This window comes from Enterococcus sp. DIV0840 (assembly GCF_050527835.1).
Classification (GTDB): Bacteria; Bacillota; Bacilli; order Lactobacillales; family Enterococcaceae; genus Enterococcus_L; species Enterococcus_L ureasiticus.
On the sequence record NZ_CP172876.1, the window covers coordinates 3,256,350 to 3,280,031 of the forward strand.

Here is a 23,682-nt window from a genome sequence, read left to right on the forward strand (position 1 = left end):
ATTATTGGCTGTAGTAGTTCCATTTGTTATTATCGTAGCACCTTAGTTTAGTTGAATAGGCAAAATAGAACGTGAAGTAACTCCTATATACTACATAGGATTCCTTCACGTTTTCCAATTTATAATATGATGATATTCGATCATAATTAAAAACTATGCTATCGGTCCCCTAAAATTAATAATGATTAATAAATGTTCAATCAATGTAACTTTTTCTATATTTTCTACTTTTTCTGAACCACTAACTCCTAATAATGACTACACACGCTAAACGAATCCATAAACCCATTTACTCTCGCCCCTCTCTTATTGCCTCTACTATTTGCATCATACAGTGACAAACCAATTCTAAAAATTTCTCTTTTGTCATTCAGCTTCATCCTTCATTGGTAAAAGTTTGGAATAGAGTCGTGTATTATTCTTTAACAAACCTTTGATAAACGTGGTTTGGCTCGTAACGTCAGTAAGAAAATACACAACATATTCATTGTCTTGATCATCTACATATAAATATAAATGGGTCATTACTAGTTTGGGTAATTGTTTTTTGGCTCCTTCTGGAAGGGTAGCCTCATCTAGTTCTTCTCGCTCCAATGTGACAGATTCATAGCTCCATTCCTCGTGTACTGTTACAAGATGCGTTTGTTTTTGTAAAATCGTTATTGCTTCATTTAACATCGCTTACATCCTTTCTAAGGTATACAAATAACCTTATGTGCTTCCCACATGAGGCTTCATTACTTACTATCGGTTATATGGCCTTCTGCTTTCATAGACAGATATTTCCTTCCACTACCAATTATCAGATGATCTTGTAAATTGATTTGAAGCAATCGACAGGCTTTTTCTAACTTCGCAGTAAATTCAATATCCGCTAATGAAGCGGTCACACTACCTGAAGGATGATTGTGCCCGACACAAATAGACACGCTATTTGACAACAGCGCCATCTTTAAGATATCTCTAAGAAAAGCTAATGACTGATTGATGGTTCCTATATGAACAACTTGAATAGCTGTTGGTTCATTTTTTATGTTTAAACCAGCGACCACCAAATGTTCTCGATCTTTTGTTTCAATAAACGGGGCGAATAATTCATAGACAGCTTGAGGGTTAGTACAAGTTCTAGCGGCGCAAAAAGTTGAGGCTTCTTTCACCAGTTCAAGGCTGACAATAGCTACACGTTTTCTTGGTTGATTTGTTTTCATGTTTTCTCCTTTATGATTGTTGTAGTTGGTTCTTAGAAAAATGCCAATTAATAGTCTTCTGGTAATAACATGGTTTGATGACTACTATCATCTATCACCCATAATTTTTCAATTTGAAAATCAAGCATCTTTCCCTTTATGGTATAGATATGATGATCAATGAAAAATGGTTCTTCTTGTCGATGAATCACTTCAATTGCTTGGCGTTGGTTATCTGGATTGAACTCAAAGATTTGCAAGTAGTCTAATTCTGTTTCTGCTTCACTTCTTTTTTTGTCGATTAATTTCCAGCAATATAATTGGATTTCTTTTGGTACTTGTTCGTTCACTCCCATCGTGATGTAACGATTTTCTTTGTTATCAAACATTTTATTCCCTCCTTAAAACACAAAAATAGACCAATCACCACTTACGATGATTGATCTTCATAGATATAATATATAATTGTTTTTGAGATGAATACGCTAGTATAACCTCATCATATTAATAAGTAAATCGGCCCTAGAAAGTATCAACTGCTGTTATGATAAGAAAACACGCATCTATAATCCATCTTTATCTAGACTATTTTAATTTCACAAATCTAGCTCACCAATCGTAAAATTGGTAAAATGCTTTAGTTATCTAAATCGACAGGTTAAATAACTAGCTAAGTGTTTTCTACAGATACATATACTTTTCCAGAATAGTTTGATACATTTTCTATTTTTATAGTGTAATTCTTATTGTTAGTGACATCAAACGTTTTTTCCCCTTTAAACTCAATTACAAAGTGATTATTGTCGAAACTTACACCATCGTTTTTGTTTATGGGAGCTTTTTTTTCAACAACCTCACCGTCAACAGTAACAAATTCTGTTTTTTGTTTTGTTACTGTATCATAAAATATATCTGTTGTTAAATCATGCCAGAGTTCTTTATCGTATTCTGTACTAAACTTTAACTTAATGCCATCTTTATTCTCAATTCTAAGTACGGAATCGTAATCCACTTGCTTTACTTTCGGTTCAACTTTTAGCACTATCTCTTGTCCTGGATTGAGTGTTTTATAGCCCAATCCTGCGAATATTTTGGTGTAGTTTATAAAAACTAAAAAACTAAAAAGTAAAGCTACTATCGCAAATACTATGAGTAAGTATGTATATAGCCTCTTTCTATAGGGGTACATTAATTACTCCCCTTTCGGTTTTTATAATCTTTTATCCCATCTTCAATGTATTGTGCATCGTTTGGATTGTCCCCAAAATTACCTTTTTTCATGTTTTCTAACCATTTAGCTATATCTTTATCAGACCAAGCTTGTGCGGCACCTGCACTTAATTTCAGTACAGCATCATCAAACATTAAAAAGCCTTGACCAAAATAGCCAAAAAGATAATTACCTAGATAATCTCCTGACATATCACCTGTCCAGTTTCGTGACCATATAGAAAAATCATAATCTTCATTGTATGCTCTTGTTTTTAAATCCAAAGGAGCACCAGTATCAACAATACTTGCAAAATAGAGATAATCTAACGGTGACATACCATCTTTTGTACCATTTGCTTTTAATATATCATCTCCCATGTCCCTAACTATAGATTTGATATCAATTTCCGATTGTCTAAGATAATTTGATAGTTCTCGTTCAAGCTTCTCTTTAATTCGATTTATACTTTCATTTTCAAGAAACCAATCATCACCATATTTTTTCCTAGCATTGTTATATTCGTCAAAAGCACCCTTATTCATGTTAAACAAATAATCTTCATATGCTTTAACTATTTTTGCTGTTTTAACAGCATCTGAATCAGAACTATTTAGAATAGCTTCAATTTGTTTATCTAGATAAATTGGACTTCGTTTCCAACGTTCATTGATTGGTTTCGCCCAGCTCATATCCAATTTCTTGAGGTCAAATGTCCCTGTAGAGGCATTCCACGCTTTACAATCCTTTACTTGATTAATCGCTGTGTTCAATTCTTGTTGAGAAGAATTATATTCACTAAAAAAGCTTGTTGACTGAGCGCTGTATGTCCGTAATTTCTCCAGTTTTTCTTTTCTCTTTTGCATGGCCTCATAAGCGTTCATAGAACGTCTTTCTAAGTCTGGTCGAGGTCTTTTCGCATCCCGAATCAAGTCGTCAATCGTGTGTAATAACTCTTGATATTGATCAATCTCTGCTTGAATTTTGTCCTCATCTATATCTTCTCCACCTACAGTAGCTTGATATTCACTTACAAATTTCTTATGCGCATTGGTAAAAGCTTCCGCAGTCATGATAATGGACTGCCCAATAGGCGTATACGCCACCATAAAATAATTTTTAGCCGAATCATAGGCTTTACTGGATAAAGGCGCAGATAAGAACAGTTGGATGCTTTGTTGTAAGGAAGACACAGCTTGTTGTGCTTGGCTACTAACTTGTGTTGCTTGTGAACTTCTAGCTTGTGCTTCTGACACAATAAATTTAAGTCCCATTCGACATCTCCTTCTCTTCTGTTTTTAAGAAGTTTCGATGTGCTGAACGGACCGAGTCTTCTTTTTCTAACAAGGTTTTACGGTCTTGCGCTAGCTGTTCTTGTTCCTCTTCAAATTCTTGTAATGCTTGTCGTGATAAGTGAAAACTATCATCTTGTCGTTCCTCGAAAAAAGCTCTCTCTTCTGATTCTACTTCATTTAGAGATTCCTGATAGATTCGTTGTTCTTGTTGTTGTAACGCATAGAACCGTTCTTGCAGTTGTTCAATAAACTGTTGGTTTTTCTTATTGTCTCGTTGTGCTTCTTGAAGTTCTTCCAGTTGATTTCGAAACTGGTAGTTTTGATCGTCAAAACGTTGTTGCGAAGTTAACGTCATTACCTTATCCCTCCAATTGAAAGAGTAGGTAACTGCGCAATTTTTTGGTCAATGCGCTCAAATTCTTTCGCAACAGAATTTATATTGTCCCCTGCTTTTACAATGCTGTTATAGACACTTTTTAGACTAGATTGAAAGGTTGAAAAACTTTCAATTGCAGTGCTATTACCAGCCACGTTGATTTGTCCAGAGCTGACAGAAACGGATATTCTATTTAATGCACTAGCTGATTGACTAAATGAGGCTGAAACCCCACTGGCAATACTAGAATTACTATTAATCGACATGCTGTACTCTCCTTTTTCTAACAAGTCATTAACTTTGTGTCTATTTAATTTTACCAAAGAGCATATCTATTTTCTATACTTTTTGTTAATAAGCAAAAAAATATCCCTATTTATGATACGGTTCCCCCCGCATAATCCGAAACCCGCGATAAATCTGCTCCAGCAAAACCAACCGCATCAACTGATGTGGATAAGTCAACTTCCCAAACGACATCTGCTGCTGACTTCTCTTCAACACCTCATCACTCAATCCAAGTGATCCGCCAATCACAAATGCCAACTGACTCTTCCCATTAATACCCAACTGCTCAATTTCTTTTGAAAACTCTTCACTACTAAACTGCTTCCCATTGATTGCCAACACAAAAACGTAATCCTGATCCCCGATTTTAGCTAAAATCCGCTCGCCTTCTTTACCTTTAACCTGAAGCATCTCTGCTTCACTTAAATTTTCCGGCGCTTTTTCATCCGCTACTTCAATAATTTCGACTTTCGCATAGCTTTGCAGACGTTTTAAATACTCATTGATACCTTGAACTAAATATTTCTCTTTCAACTTCCCCACAGTAATGATTTTTATTTTCATCGATTTCACGTCTCTTCCTATTTTGTTTCTTTCACTTATTAACAATTTTATCATGAATGTTTTGACTCTTCCACATACTTTCCCACAAAGTTATACACATATGCACAGACTTATCCACAGAACCATGTCGGATTATCCTTTATTTCACAGTATTTTGAGATACAAACACATATTCCCATTTATTTATCCACATTATCCACATTTTGTGGATAACTTTTTCACAGGGGTTTTCCTCTATTTTTCAAAAGTTTTTCACACTTTATTGTGCATAAGTATTTCTTGAAATGTTTTTTTCATTATTTGTATCTGTTTTTCTCCCCAACTTGTTCATAAAAAATTCAAAGCTCTTGGGTAGACTAAAGGTGTCTTGAAAGACTATACTAAATATAATAAATAATGATAATTAATTAGGAGGTTGCTTGTATGCAAAAGAAAGACGTTACACCTGATTCAGATAAAAAGCAAAATGGGTTATTTAAAAAATTTGGAATTGGTTTAGCAGGAGGATTACTTGGAGGTGCGCTTGTTTTTGGTGGTGCTTATGCCATCATGGGTCAAAGCCCGTCTTCATCTAATTCACCAACGACCACAAACTCAGTCAAAGATAACAAAGGCGATACGAAAGTAACAAATGTTAATTTAGACGTAACCAGTGACGTTACTAAAGCGGTTGATAAAGTGAAAGATTCTGTTGTTTCAGTCATTAATCTACAAAGCCCTACTCAAAATGCTGATGACGGAGGTTTTGGTAGTATTTTTGGTGGAAATGATGGCAGCGAAGAGGACAGCTCAAAATCTGACGGCAGTGATTTACAAGCTGCAAGTGAAGGTAGTGGGGTAATTTATAAAAAAGATGGTAAAACAGCCTATGTCGTGACCAATAATCACGTAGTAGACCAAGCAAAAGGGTTGGAAGTTATTTTACACGACGGCACAAAAGTTCAAGGAGAATTAGTCGGTACTGATTCTTATACTGACCTTGCTGTAATCAAAATTTCTTCTGATAAAGTAGATTCAATTGCCGAATTTGGGAACTCTGATAAACTAAAAATCGGCGAACCAGCATTAGCAATCGGTTCTCCATTAGGTTCAGCTTATGCTAACTCAGTAACACAAGGGATCATTTCTTCATTAAACAGAAATATCCAAAATGAAAACAATGGGCAAGCGATCAATATCAATGCGATCCAAACTGATGCTGCGATCAACCCAGGTAACTCTGGTGGCCCTTTAGTCAACATCGAAGGTCAAGTAATCGGGATCAACTCTGTTAAAATCGTTCAAGCTCAAAGCCAAGTAAATGTTGAAGGAATGGGCTTTGCGATTCCAAGTAACGATGTAGTCAATATCATCAATCAACTAGAAAAAGATGGTAAAGTGACTCGTCCAGCTTTAGGAATTTCAATGGAAGAATTAACAAATGTTTCCACACAACAACGAAAAGAAATCTTGAAGCTTCCTGAGTCAGTTCAAATGGGTGTGCTCGTTCGTACTGTTCAAACTGCCACTCCAGCTGATAAAGCAGGACTTGAAAAATATGATGTCATCACTAAAATTGATGGGGAAGATATCAGCTCTGTAACAGATTTACAAAGTGCTCTTTACAAGAAAAAAGTCGGCGATAAAATGAAGGTTACCTTCTATCGTGATGGGAAAGAGCAAAGTGTAGATGTTGATTTAACGATCGATCAATCCGCACTTAAACAAAACTCATCTAACTCAAACAATTCACAAAATCCATAATTTCAGTGAATCAAAGAACTAGGTTGTTTACTTACCTTTCAATTAGATGAGGAGAGTACAACCTAGTTTTTTACTCTAATGACACACCTTCATATAAGCAATAAATCAATTAATACTGTAGAATAAAGACAAATAAAAAATTAGAAAGAAGGATTTCACTATGGCTCATAAATTGCGTGAAGAATGGGATAAATTATTTGGCAAGAAACATGATTTAGAAGAACTGAAAAAAGCAAAGCACGATGAAAATGGAAATTTCATTACAGATGACGGGTTAAATACCGATGTTCTAGGGCACAGTTCTGTAGATTCTTTAAATGCAATGATGTATGCTGACTGGAATTCTTTTTTAAATGACAGTACTTTATTTACGGCGTTAGAAGAAGAAGAACAGAATAAAGTCCGTTCAGATGGCCCCAGTTTTGCTGAATATAACGGTGATTAATAATACAAATAAGCCAGCAACCAAACTAAGAATCAGTTTGGTTGCTGGCTTTAAATCTTATTTTCCAACAGGAAATGCTTCACCCACACCAGCATCAAAAGGTAATTCTAAAATACCTTTTTTCGCTGGTGCATCAGGCAAACGTAATTCTCCTGCCGAACAAATCATGCCAAAACTTTCTACCCCACGTAAAACACCTGGCCAAATCATCAGACCATCCGGCATCATTGCTCCTGGTTTTGCTACAACGACTTTTTGTCCAGCTTTGATATTTGGCGCACCACAAACGATTTGTAATACTTCGCCATTATCCACTTCTGTTTGCGTGATCGATAAATGATCTGAATCAGGATGTTTTTTACAAGATTTTACAAAACCGATGACGATTTTTGGTTCACTCTCTTTAACCAAGGTTTCGGAAAAACCTACTTTAGCAAGTTCTTCATTCACTTTCGTTAATTGCTCTTCGGTCAACTCTACTTGGCCATTCCCTTTAATGTCTCCTAAAATAGTTGATGCCTCAAAAATATTCCAAGCTACAACTTGACCCTCTTCCACTACACTTACTCGCGCCACATTTCCTTTACGTTCTACACGATTTTCTTGACCTTTATCATCTGCTGTGATGACCATCAAGACATCACCGACATGTTCCTTATTATAAGCAAAAATCATTTTTTCCCACTCCATTTTTATCTTTTTTCTATTATACTGGCTTTTTAAAAGCATACAGTTCCTCTATCACCTGTCTCATCTTAACAAAAAAATAGGGTCACTGCATGGAATTTCATCTATTTTTTAGCACTTGCACCAGAAAAAATAAGTGAAACAAAACGGTTACGCCTTGCTTCACCTATTTTACACGTGCTATTTATTTACTTTTTTGTTTCTGGATGGACGATCAAAACATCACAAGGTGCATGACGAATGATATAACTACTAACACTGCCCATCATTAAACGCTCTACCGCATTTAATCCTGATTGACCAACCAGGATCAAATCAACATCATATTTTTCTGGCAACTCTTTACACATCACTTCTTTTGCCACACCATACGTTATCACGGTTTCTACTTGAGTAAAATCAGCACTTTTGGCATACACTTTACAGTCTTCCAATATTTCTTTAGCACTCTCTGTCTCTTGATCTAATAACCCATCATTCAAAGAGGAATATTCCATCATCATATAGACTTTATTTTCTATCACATGAGCGACAATCACACGGCCATTATTTCTTTTAGCAACTTCAATTGCTTGTTGATAGGCTAAATTTCCTTGATCACTGCCATCTACACCAACTAAAATGTTTTTATAGGTTTGTGTTAACACAGTACTCATCTCCCGATTGTTTTATTTGCTCTCTTGAATCGGCTAGCTAATGTCGATTAAAACCTCAACTGATGCTTTTTAAAAATGTTGTGATTTCTTCTTTGGTTTTGCGGTCCTTGTTGACCAAACGACCTAATTCTTTCCCTTGATCCGTCACAACAAAACTTGGAATACCGAAAATAGTCCATTCAGAAGCAAGATCCATAAACTTATCTCGATCCACTTCAATAAAACGAAACTCTGGGAATGTTGCTTCGATTTCAGGCATCACTGGTTTAATAAAACGGCAATCACCACACCAATCTGCCGTGAAAAAGAAAACACTTTTTCCTTTTGAAACGTAACCTGCCAACTCTTCATAAGATGTTGGAATAATCATAAGCTATCCTCTACTTTCCGTAAATGATCGTATTAACAGTTGTTTTATCTAACCCTTTTAAGACTTGGATCAACATTTCACGGGCTGCTTCAAAGTCTTTGATATTGAACATTGTTTGATGTGTATGGATATAACGTCCACAAACACCGATCACAGTACTTGGTACGCCATTATTTGTTGTATGTGCTGCACCTGCATCGGTTCCACCTTTTGACACAAAGTATTGGTACGGAATGTTATGTGTTGAGGCTGTATCTAATAAATATTCACGTACACGAGGCAATGTGATCATACCTGGATCATAAATACGCAACAATGTCCCTTCACCAAGATGTCCATATGTTCCTTTTTTCGTTTGGATATCATCTGCGGCTGAGCAATCAACTGCAAAGAATAAATCTGGATTAAATTTATGAACAGAAGGTTTAGAACCACGTAAACCGACTTCTTCTTGAACGTTAGCACCCGCGATCAGCGTGTGGCCTAATTGTTCATTTTGCAATGCTTCTAATGCTTCTAACACTAATGTACAACCATAACGGTTATCCCATGATTTACTGATGATATTTTTACCATTAGCTGTCTTGATTGTTTCAGTTTGTGGGACGATCGAATCACCTGGGCGAACGCCATAGCTTTCGGCTTCTTCTTTTGATTCAAAACCAGCATCGAATAATACATCTGTCACTTCTAATTGCTTTTGACCGCCTGTTCCACGTAATAAGTGTGGAGGAACGGAAGAAGAGATACATGGATAATTGCCTTTACTTGTTTTTAACGTGAAGCGTTGTGCTGATACCACATATGGATTCCAGCCGCCTAAAGGAACCACTTGGAACAATCCATTATCTTTGATTTGTGTCAGCATGAAACCAACTTCATCCATGTGAGCAGCTACCATAACACGCGGTGCATCTTGTTCTTTGGCTCTTTTAAGTCCAAAAATCCCACCTAAACCATCATATTGAATCTCGTCTACTAATGGTGCCATATTTTTTTTCATATACGCACGAATATCATCTTCAAATCCGCTTGTCCCTTGTAATTCTGTTAGTTCTTTGATGCGTTGAAATGTTTTTTCTTCCATCGTTGTATTATCTGCCAGCGATCCTGCTTAGGATCAACCATTCTTTTTTGTTAAAAAATAACACTCTTTTCAAACAAAAACGGCAGATACTCCTTTCATATGATTTCACATTCATTATAACGCAAATTTTTTCAATTGCCCACGTTTTTTGTTTTTCGATATTTTCATTCAATGTGTTAGAATAGAGTTAAAGCTGAAGAATTTTGGCAAACATTTGAAAATACTCGGAGGTTATTCCCCATGAATGAAGAAAATGAATTAAGCTATTTTAAAGGCGGCCTAGCGCTTGGCGTGAGTCTGGGCATCTTAAGCGGGATCGCTTCAACTTTATGGTATCAGAAAAAACGTACGTTGGACGCTGATTTGGTTTTAGAAAACGTGAAAGAAGCCTTTTTAAAAGAAGGACCGATCGAAGGATCTTGGATCGAGTTTGAGAAAAAACCATTACGGAAATTTGCGGTACATTCAAAGACTTATAACGGTGGAATTTCACGTTTAGAAGATGGCGTTATGGTTCAGTATGAGTTTACTGCGGACGCTTTTACAGGAACTGTGATCGATGTAAAACGAATCAAAGATTAAAATAAAAAGAACGGTTGAAGCCACAGGACAAACATGTGATTTCAACCGTTCTTTTTTGCAGAGATTTATGATTTCCTCTTCTGTCTATTATTTCTTCGATGTTCTAACCGATGCTGCTCCTCAAATTTTTCTTCAAAATTCGTTTTTAAAAAGTAACTAATGATTGGTAAACCGATAAATAACAGCAACGCTAGCTGCGGAATAAAATAACCGATCCCCATCGCTAAAAGTATAGCGACATAATAGACATGATCGCGATTTTTATAGAGCTGTTTAAAGTGATCCACATCTTCTGTCTGCTCTTTTGCTAAAGGGATACCCGCCAAGAATAATCCGCTGAATGTTGCGTTGATGAACATCAACAATACACCATACGCTAACATCGGTACTTGTTTATCTACGGCTTCCATCGACCATTTCGTAAATACTGGAATCAAAACCAGTGAAAAGAGAAAACACGTATTTCTTAGGACAAACCGCTCATTGATTTTCCCTACTTGTTCAAACAGTTTCCGATGGTCGTTCCAATAGCCTGCTACTATAAAAAAACTGATTGCAAATGTAATCAAACTTTCGATAAATTGGTTAGAGACGCCGTTATGAGGAATTGGGATCTCTAAAGCTGCAATTGTAATCACGATAGCAATAACAGCATCGCTAAATAATTCTATTCTTAATTTTCCATCCACTAATGTCATTTTATTCACTTCCTTTTAAGTTTTCTACTTTAGTCAAAACGCTTCTTTGTGGGTATGTCTCATTTGATATTCTTTACAAAATTCATAGATCAAAAATAAACAAGCTAACATAAAAATCATCTCCTACTATATTTTTTATACATTATTCGGCTTTAATACAGGTACCTTACAAAAAAGAATTATAAAGGTACCTGCGTTAAATGTCAACAATAATATGTAGGTACCTGTCAGATTTTCATAAAATAAAAAAAGGCTATACATCCTAACAAAAATGTCAGAATATATAGCCCCTCCTTTTTATCTCACCAAAAAGTAGTCATCTTAGTGTAATCAAATTTGTAACCCTATCAAAAAAAGTGTATTTACTTTTCAGCTTGAAACCTTGCTTCAACACGGTAAATAGGCTGACCTTTGGCAGAAAATTTTTCTTCGTATTCCGTCATAACATTGCCTTGATAATCACTAGCATGTAAATCCAGCCAAACTTGTTCTAGAATCATACCATATTTTGAAAAACTACTTAATGAATATTCAAATAAGCCACGATTATCTGTTTTAAAATGAATCTCGCCATTCGGTTTTAGAATTTTTTCATCTGTCGCTAAAAAAGTTTTAAACGTCAAACGACGTTTCTCATGTCTGGTTTTCGGCCAAGGATCAGAAAAGTTCAAGTAGATTTGATCCACTTCATTTTCTCCGAAATATTGCGTCAATTCTTCGCCATTGACATGAAGTAATTGCAAGTTAGGCAATTCTTCTTCCAACGCTTTTTCTAACGCAATCGAAAGAACGCTTAATTGCATGTCGATCCCAATGTAATTGATTTCTGGATTAGCTTTTGCCATTCCGACTACAAATTGTCCCTTACCAGAGCCGATTTCGATATGAATGGGGTGATTGTTCCCAAAACGTTCAGCCCAGCGTCCTTGCCACTTAGCTGGTTCATCAACGACTAATTCAGGATGACTAGCCAAAAGTTCAGCTGCTCCTGGTCTTTTTCTCATTCGCATGTTTTATGTTTCCTTTCTTTATAACAAATTTTAAGAGGGTAGGACAAAACGATCAACGTCTTGTGCTGCCCTCTATTATTCAAGTAAGCGGTGAGACTCAAATACTCAACAACTTTAATACCCAAAAGCTTGTTTCAGCTTCAAAATCTCTGCATTCATTTCTCTTTTTTCTCCGGATTGATAGTGTCGGAGAATTTCTTGCAAGAAATTGAATAATGCATACCACTTGATTCGCGTCAATGCTTCTTCACTAGGCCTCATACCATAAGATAACAGCCATTTATTCCAGCTTTCCCTAGGAACATAATGACCAAGCAACATGCCTAAATCTAAAGCAGGATCGGCAATCATTACGGAATCCCAGTCAACTAAATACAAATAATTATTCGATACGATCCAATTACGATGATTCACATCGCCATGAACGACCATATAATTATGAATAGAATAATTTGGTATATTTTCCTGCAGATAGTGATACACTCTGGCAAGATACGAATTATTTTGAAGTTCCTGAGGCAATCTCTCGCCATATGCTTGAAGCATCATCGCAGGCGAATGGATCTGACCGCCAATTTTCCCCAGCATGCTTTTCAGCATATGTGAATGGTGCAAATGATAAAGTACATCCACAACGTCATTTCTTTGACCGATTTCTTGGGCTTTAAGTACTTGACCGTCTAGCCATTCTTGTGCTGTTAAAATATCGCCTGTTACTGTTCGTTTCGTCCAAACTAGCTTAGGGGCAATTCCTTCTTTAGACAATGCAGCCAAAAGAGGAGAAGTATTTCGTTTAATAAATACTCTTTCAGTCGCACGTATACCCATGAAAGTTTGGCCAGTTGCGCCTTTTATTGGCTGCAAGCGCCATTCCTTATCCAACTGAAATGCCATGGAAATTATCTCCTATCCTAACAACTTCTAATAATTAATTACAGTAAGTATCATTTTAGCTTCCATAGCGTTCAACGTCAAGCATCTCTCTTGTTCTTTTCATATTCAAACTAGTTTTCTGGTGTTCTGCATACTGCATCAACACTGGCAATATAAGCATTTCGCAACTGTTCAGTAATTTTTCCTGGTTTTCCTGTTCCGATGACATGATCCTTTACTTTTACAACGGGTACGATTTCAGTTAATGATCCAGAAACAAAACATTCATCTGCTGTAAATAATTCTTCTTCATAAACAGCTTCTTCTTTCACTGGAATCCCCAGCTCTCCTGCTAACTCGATAATTTTCTTTTTAGTGATTCCTGGTAAAATCAAATTCCCATCTGGATGGGTATAAACAGTGCCCTCTTTGACTACCCAGAAATTCGCTGCGGATGCTTCTGTTACTTTGTCATCACGGACAAGCACCGCATCATCAAAACCTTGACGGCGTGCTTCATCCAATGACAACACATTGCCCATTAAACTCAACGACTTGATATCGCAATGCAACCAACGTGTATCAGGAACTACAGCAACGCTGATCCCTTCTTCCATTTTTTTCACAGGACGCTCATACGGTCTGATATTGGCCGTTAAAACTCCTTTGACTTTTTCTGGATCTGGCAAGGCATGATTTCTTGGTGAATCGATTCCTCTCGTTACTTGAAAATAAAGTTTTCCTTCTTTGATTCCTTCAATATCAACTAATCTCTTCAAATTAGCAGTCAACGCTTCTTTTGTAAAAGGCAAGTGCATTCTGATTTTTTCAGCACCGCTCCATAAACGATTTAAATGTTCTTCCACCATATACAAGTGACCGTTATACACTCGAACGACTTCATACAAACCGTCCCCATATTGATAGCCGCGATCTTCGATATCGATTTTTACTTCTTCACGTTCAACGATTTGATCATTCCACAAAATATGCATGATTAAGCCTCCATTTTCTTCAAACGATAAGGGACATAAAACTTAGCAAACAACAAAACTTCAACAATCAGGGCAGCGACAACCATTAGCCCTTCTTTAAGATCAGGTAATGCAATCAAAACAAAGATACTGAACAAAACTGCTGCTACAAGTAATAACACCGTTACAAGCTTACTCACAGCCTGTTTCTTTTGTCCATTTGGCACAGGATAAAGATGTGTCATCACCATATAATCAAACTGTGTATAAATCGGGATCAATTGAAAGCCGATCAAGTAAACAAACAAAACGGAGACAGCCATCGAGATCCAGAATTCTTTTAAGAAAAATAAGATCACTCCAGCAACCAATACTAAACGAATGAATAAACCGCTATACTCAGAGCCTCTTAAAAAACTGCGAGCATACAGATATAAGTAAGTGTTTTGACTTGTTTTCTTGATTTTGCCCAACAAGGGATCAAGGAATTTCCGACGTTTCACACTGCTGGAAATTTCCGGTACATCTGTAAATAAATGAATGAACTGATAAATTCGATGCATCCGATTTTTTTCTTTTTGAACCATTCCTTCCCAGTCTAACGATACAGTTTGTTCTTTTTTATTTAATGCTATATAGAAAAATACTGCTTGTACCGCGGCGACAAGAGGACCAACTAAAGGTGCAACATATAAACTAAGAACAATCGCTACAAAACTTGTAACGAACCACAATGCAAACCACAAATAATGCTCTTTTGAAGAAATTTGATATAGCTCATATTTTTGTAAACGCAAATGACTCGCCTTTAAAATTCCCAACATCACAATAAAATAGAAAAATGTTGAAAAGGCCCAGCCTGTTGAGACTACTACCAAAGGCATCGACATACCACCCATCAAGAATAACGCAACTAGCGGTAACCAAAAAGAGTAGCGAATAGCGCGATTTAAATAACTATTCATAACAGGTTCTTTCGGTAAAATAAAGACCTTATCTGCCTCCTCAGCCAATGTAGCAATACGGCCAATTTGCAACAACGCTAGCCAAAGAACTAAAATGATTGGTCTACCCCAAACAAAACTTGCTGGTAATGTTTTTAACACTTGGGAATAATAGAAACCCAACCCGCCTAACAAAAAGACACAAACCAAAATAAAATGGTCATTAAACACATAACGCATATACTTCATCATTTTTTTCAAATGGCGCGCTAAACGAATGCCAAAAAATCCAGACATATTAACCCACCTTTTCTTCTTTTGTTAATGCGATATAAATATCATCCAAAGAAGAACCTGGTAAACTAAACTCTTCACGCAGCTCTTCCATTGAACCCACGGCCCGAACTTCTCCATCATGTAAAACGACAAAACGATCACAGTATCGCTCGGCTGTAGCTAAAATATGCGTCGACATCAAGATTGCCGCTCCTTGATTACGCATTTCATCCATTAATTCTAGTAATGCATGAATTGCCAAGGGATCCAGACCCAAAAAGGGTTCATCAATGATATATAAACTCGGCTCGATCAAAAAGGCACATAAAACCATCACTTTTTGTTTCATTCCTTTTGAAAAATTAGCAGGAAACCAGTCTAATTTATTTTCTAGACGGAATGTTTTTAATAGCGTATCTGCGCGCTTAAATGCTTCTTCAATTGGGATATCATACGCCATCGCTGTAATTTCAATATGTTCTCGCAAGGTTAACTCTTCATATAAAGAAGGCGTTTCTGGAATATAACCGATTTTTTTTCGATAACTTTCCGGCTGCTGTTTTAACGTCTCGCCATCAATCGAGATTTTACCTTTTTGCGGCGTTAATAATCCGATTACGTTTTTGATCGTCGTACTTTTACCAGCACCGTTCAAACCGATTAAACCAACCATTTCGCCTGATTTCACTTCAAAATTAATATCTTTTAATACAGGAACATGGCCGTAGCCTCCTGTTAAATGTTCGATTACTAAACTCATTTTATTTCCTCCAACTTATTTTATCATGAATCTATTATACCACGAACTTTTTGAAGGTTTCATGAACTTTTCCTCCCAAATAAATTTCAAGGTATGGTAAAGTAAAAGAAACAACAAAAAGAAAGAAGGGAAACCATGACAGATTGTATTTTTTGTAAAATTATCAATCAAGAAATTCCAAGCTATAAAGTTTATGAAGACGACAAGGTTTATGCCTTTTTAGACATTACTCAAGTGACAAAAGGCCATACACTACTTGTTCCTAAAGAACATGTAACGGATATTTTTGAGTACGAACCTGCACTTGCAGGCGAAGTCTTCGCGCGTGTTCCTAAAGTAGCAAGAGCGTTAGAAAAAGCATTTCCGCAGATGCAAGGATTAAATATTATCAATAATAATAAAGAATTAGCCTACCAATCTGTTTTCCACTCTCATATCCATCTAATCCCACGTTATGGGAAAACAGATGACTTCTCTATTCATTTTGGAAATAATCAGGGAAGCTATTCTCCTGAAGAAATGCAGGAAATAGCTGAAAAAATCATGAAGCAGGTGGAACAATAATGGGAAAATTTTCTAAAGGAATTTTATTTGGCGCAGTCGTCGGTGCGGCTAGCGGTTTACTTTTTGCTCCAAGAAGTGGTAAAGCCACTCGTCAAAAATTTGTCGATGAACTAGAAGATTGGTCTGATTTAAAAGAGGATTTTACTGAAAAATTAGATCAGTTTAAAGAATCAGCACAAGCATTGCAAGCTGCTGCTGATATGTATATTGAGCCTTTTATTGATGGCATCAACCAAGACGTTGAAAATTTCATGTTTCAAGCAGAACCACGTTTAGATCAAATCCAAGAACAAGTTGAAAAAATCCACTCTGAATTACCTGAGATGCCTTCAGAAGACTAATGATTTTTGAGGATAAAATACTATTTTATTGCATTTTATCCTCTTTTTTCTGTTTTAATTCAATTAATTACGTTTTTCAACTTCATTATCTCGTTTAATTCATCAATCAAACTCGTAATTTAGACTAAATTTCTTAAAACCCTCCGTTTTTATAGATGAAATTGTGTCCTAAATTCGAAAATTCTTTGAAACTATTGATTACGTATTTCTTTTATCAAACATAGTGTGGTATAGTTATAACCGTGAGAATTAATTTCTACATAATAAAAAATAAAACAAACTTAGGAGTGCTTACGAAAATGAAGAAAAAACTAATCTTAGCTGCAGCAGGCGTATTCAGTATTTTTGCATTAGCTGCTTGTTCAGGCGGTTCACAAGACATCGCAACAATGAAGGGTGGAACAATCACTGTTGACGATTTTTACAACCAAACTAAATCAAGTCAACAAAGCCAACAACTCGTTCAACAAATGATCGTTTTTAAAGTATTTGATCAAAAATACGGCAAAGATGTTTCAGACAAAGATGTTCAAGCTAAATTTGATGAATCTAAAAAATCAATTGAAGCTCAAGGCGGAAACTTTACTGATCAATTGAAACAAGCTGGTCTTACAGAGAAAAGCTATAAAGAACAAATCAAACAAAGCTTAGCTTATCAAGCTGGAATCAAAGCCCACATCAAAATTACAGATGAAGATTTAAAAACTGCTTGGGAATCATTCCACCCAGAAGTAGAAGCACAAATGATTCAAGTTGCTACTGAAGACGAAGCAAAAGAAATCAAAAAACAATTAGATGATGGCGGCGACTTTGCAAAAATCGCTAAAGAAAAATCAACTGATACAGCTACCAAAAAAGATGGTGGCAAAGTGAAATTTGACTCTCAGACAGAAACAGTTGCTCCAGCAGTAAAAGAAGCTGCATTCAAATTAAAAGACGGTGAAGTTTCTGAACCGATTCAAGCAACTGATGCAACTGGTTACCAATCAACATTCACTATTGTAAAAATGGTGAAAAATAAAGAAAAAGGCAACGACATGACTCCTTACAAAAAAGAGTTGAAGAAAATTGCTGAAACAACAAAACAAAGTGACCAAGCCTTCACTCAAAAAGTGACATCAGAAGTTTTAACTGAAGCAAATGTTAAAATCAAAGATGACGCCTTCAAAGATGTATTGGCTGGCTTAGTTGAAACAAAAGATTCAGCTAAATCAAGCGATTCTTCTAAGAAAGAAGAAAAATCTTCTAAAGAAAAAGAATCTAAATCAAGTGACTCTGAAAAATCTAAAGATTCATCTAGTAAAACAGAAGAATCATCAAGCAAGACTGAAGAGTCTTCTAAATAAGCACAACAAAAAAAGAGATGAATATCATCTCTTTTTTTGTGCATTATTTTTGAAAAACTAATTCAAAAAGCTCATATACAATCAACATATCCTCAGAAAAAGTAAGCCCATACGCCTCTAACTCTTGCTCAAAAAAAGGTTGGTGAACACTACGCCAATACTTTAATGTCCGATCCCCTTCTCCTTCGAGATAACCATGAACTTCAGAGGTTTGAGAATAGGGAATAATGTCAACTACTTTTGTACAAATAATCGCTTGTGCTTGGTCATTGCCATCCAAAAGTACACTATAATTTCCAACTTCTGGCAATTTCTCCTCTTCTAAACCTAATTCATATAAAAGATGTAACGAAGACGTACCAGTCTTTTCTCCTTTAATAACATGAACTAGCAATTCATCCGCCATCTCTGGTGAATTCCCAAAGGCCCAAGCCTCATATTCATCATGCATGATCCCATGTTGATTTTGAAATTGTGTCCATAAATCGATCACTGATTGATTCATTTTTATCTCCTACCTAGTTCACTTAAATATCTTTCGGTACATAAAAACTACGATTATCTAACCCAAAGATACGATCAGTATATTGTCCTGGTTCTGTTTGACGAACTGAGCCTAACATCATTTGGATCGACGCATCGATATTGTCGATTTGATGCAACACTTCCGCTTCCATGATGCGTGGTCTAACAGGTGATCCATATTCTAATAAGCCGTGATGTGCTAGAACCATATGGCGTAAAACGATCACATCTTCATCATTCTCATCGATTTTCAACGCAATACAAGCCTTTGTGATTTCTTCATCTACAAGAACTAAATGCCCAATCAGATTTCCTGAAAGTGTATATTCAGTGGTCATGGCACCTGACAGTTCTTTGACTTTCCCTAAATCGTGTAAAATAATTCCTGAATAAAGTAATGCTGCATTCAGTTCATTGTATTCTTTACAGATGGCTTTCCCTAAACGAAGCATAGAAACCGTATGATACGCTAAGCCATTTGCAAATGCATGATGGTTTCTTTTCGCCGCTGGATAATCAAAAAATTCTTTTTGGTATTGTGTTAATAAATAACGAACGATCCGTTGCCAATGCGCATTCGTGATTTCAAACACCGTTTGATTGATTTCTTCAACCATATCTTCTCGTTTCAATGGCGCCCGTTCCATATACAAGTTTGGCTGACTAGGTTCATCTGGTCGTGCAACACGCATATGAATAATTTTCACTTGAGGATTTCCTTGATATACTTCCCTTTTTCCATTTAAAAGAATAACATTTCCAGCTGTATACCGGCTAATTTCTTCTTCTGAAGCATCCCAATATTTCCCATCGATCGTGCCTGATGTATCTTGAAAAGTAAATGCAATAAATTTTTTACCATTTTTTGCCATGCGTACATCAGCATTTTTGATCAAAAGAAATAATTCAAACGTTTCATCTACAGTTAACTCACGGATTTTTTTCATACTTATGCTCCTTCTAGTTCAATAATCGGTTGTTTTAACTCTTTATAATAGCTTACCATTTCTTGGTCAGAAGAAAAACAAATCACTTGTTGATGTTCAGAAAAAACGGCAAATAGTTGTGCTAATTGCTCTTTTCTTTGACTATCGTAATGAAGCCAGCCGTCATCAATTATGATTGGGCATAAACTACGTTGCTCTTGTAAATAAAGAAAAGCAAAACGAACTGCCATGATGACTTGATCTCTTGTCCCTGTTGATAGCTCATGCAGCATAAAACGCTGCTGATCTTCACGAATAACGATCAATTGGTCTTCATGTAACTGGATTCCTCGATACGTGTTTTGAGTCAAAAGTTTAAAATAATCCGTCGCTTTTTTCAATAAATTAGGCAATTGTTTTTCTGATAGTTCTGTTAAGAGATCCATCAACAATTGACCCGCTAATTGATGAGCTGACCACTCTAAAGCAAGTTCTTCGATCTCTGTTTTCAGCTCAGCCTGTTCTTGATAAAGCTCATCTAGTGTACCATCTGACAACATTTGTTGACGTTGGTAAAGGATTTTTTGTTCTTTTTCCTGCAATTGTTGGATACTCTCTTCTATCTCATTGAGCGCTTGGGATAGTTCTTTTTGTTTAGATGGCAGTTGTTTTGGATCACTTGATTCAGGGTATAAACCTACTAACATTGTTTGTAGTTCCTGTTTTCGTTTGTGCTTAGCTTTACCTTCTTGATAACTTTGGACCTTATCTGGTATCTCATTGATAGAGTTCATCTGAAACCGTTGCAACAGTGGTCTGGCTTGATCAATCACTTGTTGCTGCTTTTCTTTGACTTCACGAATCGTCTGACGTGAGTAAGCATCCGCCTGATATTCTTGTGCAAAACGAACTTTCTCCATTTTGTCAGCAAAACTACTGATCACACGGATTCTTTGAGCTAAGGTCGTTCCAGCGATCGGCAACCTTGCTGTATAACGTTCAGTCTGTTCAGCTAATTTAGTCACACGTTTTTGATCTTCTTTCAGTTGATGCTCAAGCTCTTGATTCGTATTAAGTAAAATCAAATAGCGGGTAATATCTGAACGATGAGTCAGCCAAAATTCGACTTGATCCATGCGTCCTAAATGGTTTTCCTTCACTTTTTGGGCAATAAAACGTGCCATTTCATTTTCTTCTTCATGGATTTTTTTGATTTCTGCCTTTATTTTTAATAATTGGTCATTCAAGTAATCCAATTGAGATAACTTTTCCTGCCATTGCCGTTTTTCATTTTCATAGGTGTCTTTTGGTTGATAAAATAGCGGTAATAAAGCTGCAACCAAGAATCCTGCACTTAAAACGAAGGTTCCATACCGAATCGGTACCGGTAAAAAGAAACTCAGTAATAGAATGATTCCTGCAAATCCGCAAAAAACCAAATTGACTGTTTTTTTCGTTTGCCGATGGTTTTTCCGAAACATTTCTTTATTAATCGTTTCAAAGGTACTTAAATTTTCTTCCCGAGTCGCTATTTCTTCTTCTAATAACTGCAAATCAGTCTGAGTCGTTTGCAATTTGACCGTCCGAGAAACGATCTCATCTCTCATCTCGTTGACCGCTTGCTCTTCAAAAGACAGTTGCGGTGGCGTCTCGGAATTCCAGCCCCATTTTTTTTCTAAAGGAAACATTTCTTGTTGATTTTGCTCTAAAGATTGGGTCATCCAGCTAATTTCAGAAAGTAACTTGTCGATATCATACCGTTGATTGAGTAATTGTTTGATGTGCTCTTCTTCTTTTAAATAAAACTGATAGTCATCTGTTTGATCTTCTGTCTCACTTTGGGCTGCAATACTTTGATTTAAACGCGTCAGTTCTTCGCTCAAAAAACGGTGCTGTTGGTAAATAGAAAGTAAGGTCTCTTGCTCTTCTGGCTGTATCACTGCAGTCGTTTTTGATTGTTCGATAGATTGCAGCTCTTCATATAAAGGTAAGTTCATCACTTGTTTTTCTACGAGTGCCAGCTGATTCTTGATTTCTTGCGCTGTTTGGCGTTTTTCTGCAATCAAACTCTCCGTGTCTGTTAATTCTACAACTAATTGTTGGAAAGGACGTTCTTGTTGTTCTTTTTCGTTGATACGCTGTTGTAAGCTTTGATATGCGTTTAATTTTTGATTTAATGGCGGCTGACTTCCTTTGCCTTTGTAAATGGTCTGAGCGCTTTTAAAATAGTCTTCTCTGCTTAATAATAGCTGTTGACTCCCCGATAACCCCAAAGAAAGCAGAGAGGTTTGCAATTCTTCTTCGTTTAATTTTTCTAACTGGCTAAGTTGTTCCTGCTGGAAAGTGAATACTGACTGAAATAGCTCTTTGGTTAGTGGATGGATCATCTTTTCCAACAGCGCTTCATCCCCAATTTGATCATTAAAATAAACTTTCGCTCGTCCTTTATTTTGACCTTTGAAACGTTCTACCTGCACTTCTCCATAAACTGGATGTGCAAACCACAAACGTCCCCCATAGGCTGCACCATTTTTCGGCTGATAATCTTTTTTCCGTTTACCTTTGGCTGGAAAACCAAAAAGCATTGCTTGAATAAATTGATAAATCGTTGATTTACCCGCTTCATTTGCGCCAAATAATAATTGGTTTTTTGGTAAAAATTCAATTTTGTGTTGCTGCCATTTGCCAAATCCAACAAGTTCTATTGCAATGAGTTTCATGATTGATCCTCCTGAATGACAAAATCTTCTTTGATCTTTTGATCTGCCTGTTCAACACTGCGCTCACGCCACTCTTCATTGATCTGTACAACTGAAGAAAATAATGGATTTTGAACAAGTTCCTGCAAGGTATTCAAAAATATATCTGATTGCAAATAGTTTTTTTCTAATTGATTTAATAATTCTGGTGCAGCGGTAATCATCACTTTCTTGTCAAGACTATCGTTCAACACCTCTACTTGGAATAGAAACAGCGATTGATTCGATTGTTGCAATATGGTTGTTTGCAAATATTGAAGTAATTCACCGTTTTCATAGGATAGGCGAAATTCTTCACCCAGATGTTGTGTATCAGTTAACTGTATCTCCTTTAAAACCACTTGTCTTTCATTTGCTTCACCGTCTAAAAGATGCCCTGTAAGAATAGTTAATGCTTCTTGTAGACTTAACGCTTGGCGCAATGAATACTTCTCCACTTGCCAATTAATTTGAGCTACTGGTTCAAATCGAACTGTCGCATGCCCTGATTCTATCGAAACGATCGCCACACCTTGAACCGTCCGTTCTTTTTTCGTATGCCCTTGCGGCGTTCCTGGGTATACGATCAAAGGCGATGCACTCACTACTTGCGGCTGATGAATATGCCCTAATGCCCAATAATCATAGCCTTTGTTTTTCATCTGGCTGAACGAAAATGGTGCATAATTCTGCTGACCATTATTCGTCGTATCTCCATGATAAATTCCAATATGTAAGTCCGCCGCCTGATCTTTTGTTGGAAAATCTGACAGTTTATCCTCATTGATCCAAGGATGCTCATAACTAAAACCTGTGACTGCTACTTTTTCTTGATTCTTCGTCATAAAATAATGCGTTTCAACTTGTTCTTTCTGAAAAAGAAACATATTTTCAGGAAAATCAAACCAATAGCGCTCGGCTAGATAATAATCATGGTTACCAAATGTCATGATCACAGGAATTCCAGCTTGATCTAAACGCTTCATTTCGTCGATAAAATATGCTTGCGTTTTGATCGATGTCCGACTTTGGTGGAAGGTATCTCCTGCAAAAATAACTACATCTACCTGATTTTTTAGTGCTATATCAACAATCGCTGTGACAACTTTTTGATTGGCTTGCTGTAGTTTTTCAACGATTTGTTTCGGACTATTTTTGAGGCCTTCAAAAGACCGATCCAGATGTAAATCTGCCGTATGCAATACTTTCATTAGATC

Annotated in this window: 27 protein-coding genes and 1 pseudogene; 6 read left to right on the forward strand and 22 right to left on the reverse strand. The window is 36.4% G+C overall.

Features of this window, described 5'->3' with window-relative positions:
- Positions 1-366: 366 nt before the first annotated feature.
- The 8 genes from IGL98_RS15585 to rlmH all read right to left on the reverse strand — a co-directional run bounded on the left by IGL98_RS15585 (position 367) and on the right by rlmH (position 4,920).
- The gene (locus tag IGL98_RS15585; RefSeq protein WP_206845931.1) at positions 367-678 is read right to left on the reverse strand and encodes a 4'-phosphopantetheinyl transferase; all 312 of its coding nucleotides are present in this window, start codon (positions 676-678) and stop codon (positions 367-369) included.
- Between the two features lie 59 nt (positions 679-737).
- On the reverse strand, positions 738-1,208 hold the full coding sequence (locus IGL98_RS15590; protein ID WP_206912933.1) for a JAB domain-containing protein: 471 nt from the start codon (positions 1,206-1,208) through the stop codon (positions 738-740).
- A 47-nt stretch (positions 1,209-1,255) separates the two neighbouring features.
- Complete coding sequence (locus IGL98_RS15595; RefSeq protein ID WP_206912935.1) at positions 1,256-1,576, reverse strand: DUF960 family protein; 321 nt, start codon at positions 1,574-1,576, stop codon at positions 1,256-1,258.
- A 281-nt stretch (positions 1,577-1,857) separates the two neighbouring features.
- Positions 1,858-2,376, reverse strand: coding sequence for a hypothetical protein (locus IGL98_RS15600; protein WP_069640247.1), 519 nt, complete (start codon positions 2,374-2,376; stop codon positions 1,858-1,860).
- Positions 2,376-3,671, reverse strand: coding sequence for a polymorphic toxin type 44 domain-containing protein (locus tag IGL98_RS15605; RefSeq protein WP_206912937.1), 1,296 nt, complete (start codon positions 3,669-3,671; stop codon positions 2,376-2,378). The genes IGL98_RS15600 and IGL98_RS15605 overlap by 1 nt, the downstream gene beginning before the upstream one ends.
- On the reverse strand, positions 3,661-4,047 hold the full coding sequence (locus IGL98_RS15610) for a DUF3958 family protein (protein ID WP_206912939.1): 387 nt from the start codon (positions 4,045-4,047) through the stop codon (positions 3,661-3,663). Before IGL98_RS15610 ends, IGL98_RS15605 begins: the two co-directional genes overlap by 11 nt.
- On the reverse strand, positions 4,047-4,334 hold the full coding sequence (locus IGL98_RS15615) for a TIGR04197 family type VII secretion effector (RefSeq protein WP_206912941.1): 288 nt from the start codon (positions 4,332-4,334) through the stop codon (positions 4,047-4,049). The genes IGL98_RS15610 and IGL98_RS15615 overlap by 1 nt, the downstream gene beginning before the upstream one ends.
- A gap of 106 nt (positions 4,335-4,440) precedes the next feature.
- Positions 4,441-4,920, reverse strand: coding sequence for a 23S rRNA (pseudouridine(1915)-N(3))-methyltransferase RlmH (gene rlmH, locus IGL98_RS15620; protein WP_206846074.1), 480 nt, complete (start codon positions 4,918-4,920; stop codon positions 4,441-4,443).
- Between the two features lie 423 nt (positions 4,921-5,343).
- On the opposite strand from rlmH, the gene IGL98_RS15625 reads away from it, so the two are divergent.
- Complete coding sequence (locus IGL98_RS15625; RefSeq protein ID WP_206845946.1) at positions 5,344-6,663, forward strand: S1C family serine protease; 1,320 nt, start codon at positions 5,344-5,346, stop codon at positions 6,661-6,663.
- Positions 6,664-6,823: 160 nt separating this feature from the next.
- On the forward strand, positions 6,824-7,108 hold the full coding sequence (locus IGL98_RS15630) for a hypothetical protein (RefSeq protein ID WP_206845948.1): 285 nt from the start codon (positions 6,824-6,826) through the stop codon (positions 7,106-7,108).
- Between the two features lie 57 nt (positions 7,109-7,165).
- Here IGL98_RS15630 and ytpR read toward each other — a convergent pair whose 3' ends face one another.
- The 4 genes from ytpR to pepA all read right to left on the reverse strand — a co-directional run bounded on the left by ytpR (position 7,166) and on the right by pepA (position 9,908).
- Positions 7,166-7,783: a YtpR family tRNA-binding protein gene (gene ytpR / locus IGL98_RS15635; protein ID WP_206845950.1), complete on the reverse strand. Its 618-nt coding sequence runs from the start codon at positions 7,781-7,783 to the stop codon at positions 7,166-7,168.
- A 200-nt stretch (positions 7,784-7,983) separates the two neighbouring features.
- Positions 7,984-8,442, reverse strand: a complete 459-nt coding sequence (locus IGL98_RS15640; protein WP_206845953.1) for a universal stress protein — start codon at positions 8,440-8,442, stop codon at positions 7,984-7,986.
- Positions 8,443-8,506: 64 nt separating this feature from the next.
- Positions 8,507-8,821 carry a thioredoxin family protein gene (locus IGL98_RS15645; RefSeq protein ID WP_206845955.1) on the reverse strand — a complete coding sequence of 105 codons (315 nt, stop codon included), beginning with the start codon at positions 8,819-8,821 and terminating at the stop codon, positions 8,507-8,509.
- Between the two features lie 10 nt (positions 8,822-8,831).
- Positions 8,832-9,908 (reverse strand): glutamyl aminopeptidase, encoded by a 1,077-nt coding sequence (gene pepA, locus IGL98_RS15650; protein WP_206845958.1) that lies wholly within the window; start codon positions 9,906-9,908, stop codon positions 8,832-8,834.
- A 240-nt stretch (positions 9,909-10,148) separates the two neighbouring features.
- Between pepA and IGL98_RS15655 the strand changes: the two genes are divergently transcribed.
- Positions 10,149-10,490 carry a PepSY domain-containing protein gene (locus IGL98_RS15655; protein ID WP_206845961.1) on the forward strand — a complete coding sequence of 114 codons (342 nt, stop codon included), beginning with the start codon at positions 10,149-10,151 and terminating at the stop codon, positions 10,488-10,490.
- A 65-nt stretch (positions 10,491-10,555) separates the two neighbouring features.
- Here IGL98_RS15655 and IGL98_RS15660 read toward each other — a convergent pair whose 3' ends face one another.
- The 6 genes from IGL98_RS15660 to IGL98_RS15685 all read right to left on the reverse strand — a co-directional run bounded on the left by IGL98_RS15660 (position 10,556) and on the right by IGL98_RS15685 (position 16,025).
- Complete coding sequence (locus tag IGL98_RS15660; RefSeq protein WP_206845964.1) at positions 10,556-11,188, reverse strand: TMEM175 family protein; 633 nt, start codon at positions 11,186-11,188, stop codon at positions 10,556-10,558.
- 362 nt (positions 11,189-11,550) lie between these two features.
- The gene (gene trmB / locus IGL98_RS15665; RefSeq protein WP_206845966.1) at positions 11,551-12,198 is read right to left on the reverse strand and encodes a tRNA (guanosine(46)-N7)-methyltransferase TrmB; all 648 of its coding nucleotides are present in this window, start codon (positions 12,196-12,198) and stop codon (positions 11,551-11,553) included.
- A gap of 114 nt (positions 12,199-12,312) precedes the next feature.
- Positions 12,313-13,092 carry a phosphotransferase family protein gene (locus IGL98_RS15670; RefSeq protein WP_206845968.1) on the reverse strand — a complete coding sequence of 260 codons (780 nt, stop codon included), beginning with the start codon at positions 13,090-13,092 and terminating at the stop codon, positions 12,313-12,315.
- Positions 13,093-13,202: 110 nt separating this feature from the next.
- On the reverse strand, positions 13,203-14,066 hold the full coding sequence (dat, locus tag IGL98_RS15675) for a D-amino-acid transaminase (protein WP_206912943.1): 864 nt from the start codon (positions 14,064-14,066) through the stop codon (positions 13,203-13,205).
- 2 nt (positions 14,067-14,068) lie between these two features.
- Positions 14,069-15,286: an ABC transporter permease gene (locus IGL98_RS15680; protein WP_206912945.1), complete on the reverse strand. Its 1,218-nt coding sequence runs from the start codon at positions 15,284-15,286 to the stop codon at positions 14,069-14,071.
- 1 nt (position 15,287) lies between these two features.
- Complete coding sequence (locus IGL98_RS15685) at positions 15,288-16,025, reverse strand: ABC transporter ATP-binding protein (protein ID WP_206912946.1); 738 nt, start codon at positions 16,023-16,025, stop codon at positions 15,288-15,290.
- Between the two features lie 120 nt (positions 16,026-16,145).
- On the opposite strand from IGL98_RS15685, the pseudogene IGL98_RS15690 reads away from it, so the two are divergent.
- The 3 genes and pseudogenes from IGL98_RS15690 to IGL98_RS15700 all read left to right on the forward strand — a co-directional run.
- Positions 16,146-16,589 (forward strand): annotated as a pseudogene (locus IGL98_RS15690) (HIT family protein); the annotation flags it as partial.
- Positions 16,589-16,930 carry a YtxH domain-containing protein gene (locus IGL98_RS15695; RefSeq protein WP_206845974.1) on the forward strand — a complete coding sequence of 114 codons (342 nt, stop codon included), beginning with the start codon at positions 16,589-16,591 and terminating at the stop codon, positions 16,928-16,930. The pseudogene IGL98_RS15690 and the gene IGL98_RS15695, both read left to right, overlap by 1 nt.
- Positions 16,931-17,229: 299 nt before the next feature.
- Positions 17,230-18,276 (forward strand): peptidylprolyl isomerase, encoded by a 1,047-nt coding sequence (locus IGL98_RS15700; protein WP_206845976.1) that lies wholly within the window; start codon positions 17,230-17,232, stop codon positions 18,274-18,276.
- Between the two features lie 43 nt (positions 18,277-18,319).
- Here the strand turns inward: IGL98_RS15700 and IGL98_RS15705 are convergent, their stop codons facing one another.
- From IGL98_RS15705 to IGL98_RS15720, 4 genes are read right to left on the reverse strand one after another with little or no spacing between them, the layout of a single operon-like run.
- Positions 18,320-18,781, reverse strand: coding sequence for an ASCH domain-containing protein (locus tag IGL98_RS15705; protein WP_206845978.1), 462 nt, complete (start codon positions 18,779-18,781; stop codon positions 18,320-18,322).
- A gap of 22 nt (positions 18,782-18,803) precedes the next feature.
- Entirely contained in the window at positions 18,804-19,748 is a 945-nt protein-coding gene (locus IGL98_RS15710; RefSeq protein ID WP_206845980.1) for a 3'-5' exoribonuclease YhaM family protein, read from the reverse strand.
- Positions 19,749-19,750: 2 nt separating this feature from the next.
- Entirely contained in the window at positions 19,751-22,447 is a 2,697-nt protein-coding gene (locus IGL98_RS15715; RefSeq protein WP_206912948.1) for an ATP-binding protein, read from the reverse strand.
- The gene (locus IGL98_RS15720; RefSeq protein ID WP_206912950.1) at positions 22,444-23,676 is read right to left on the reverse strand and encodes a metallophosphoesterase family protein; all 1,233 of its coding nucleotides are present in this window, start codon (positions 23,674-23,676) and stop codon (positions 22,444-22,446) included. The genes IGL98_RS15715 and IGL98_RS15720 overlap by 4 nt, the downstream gene beginning before the upstream one ends.
- Positions 23,677-23,682: the final 6 nt, after the last annotated feature.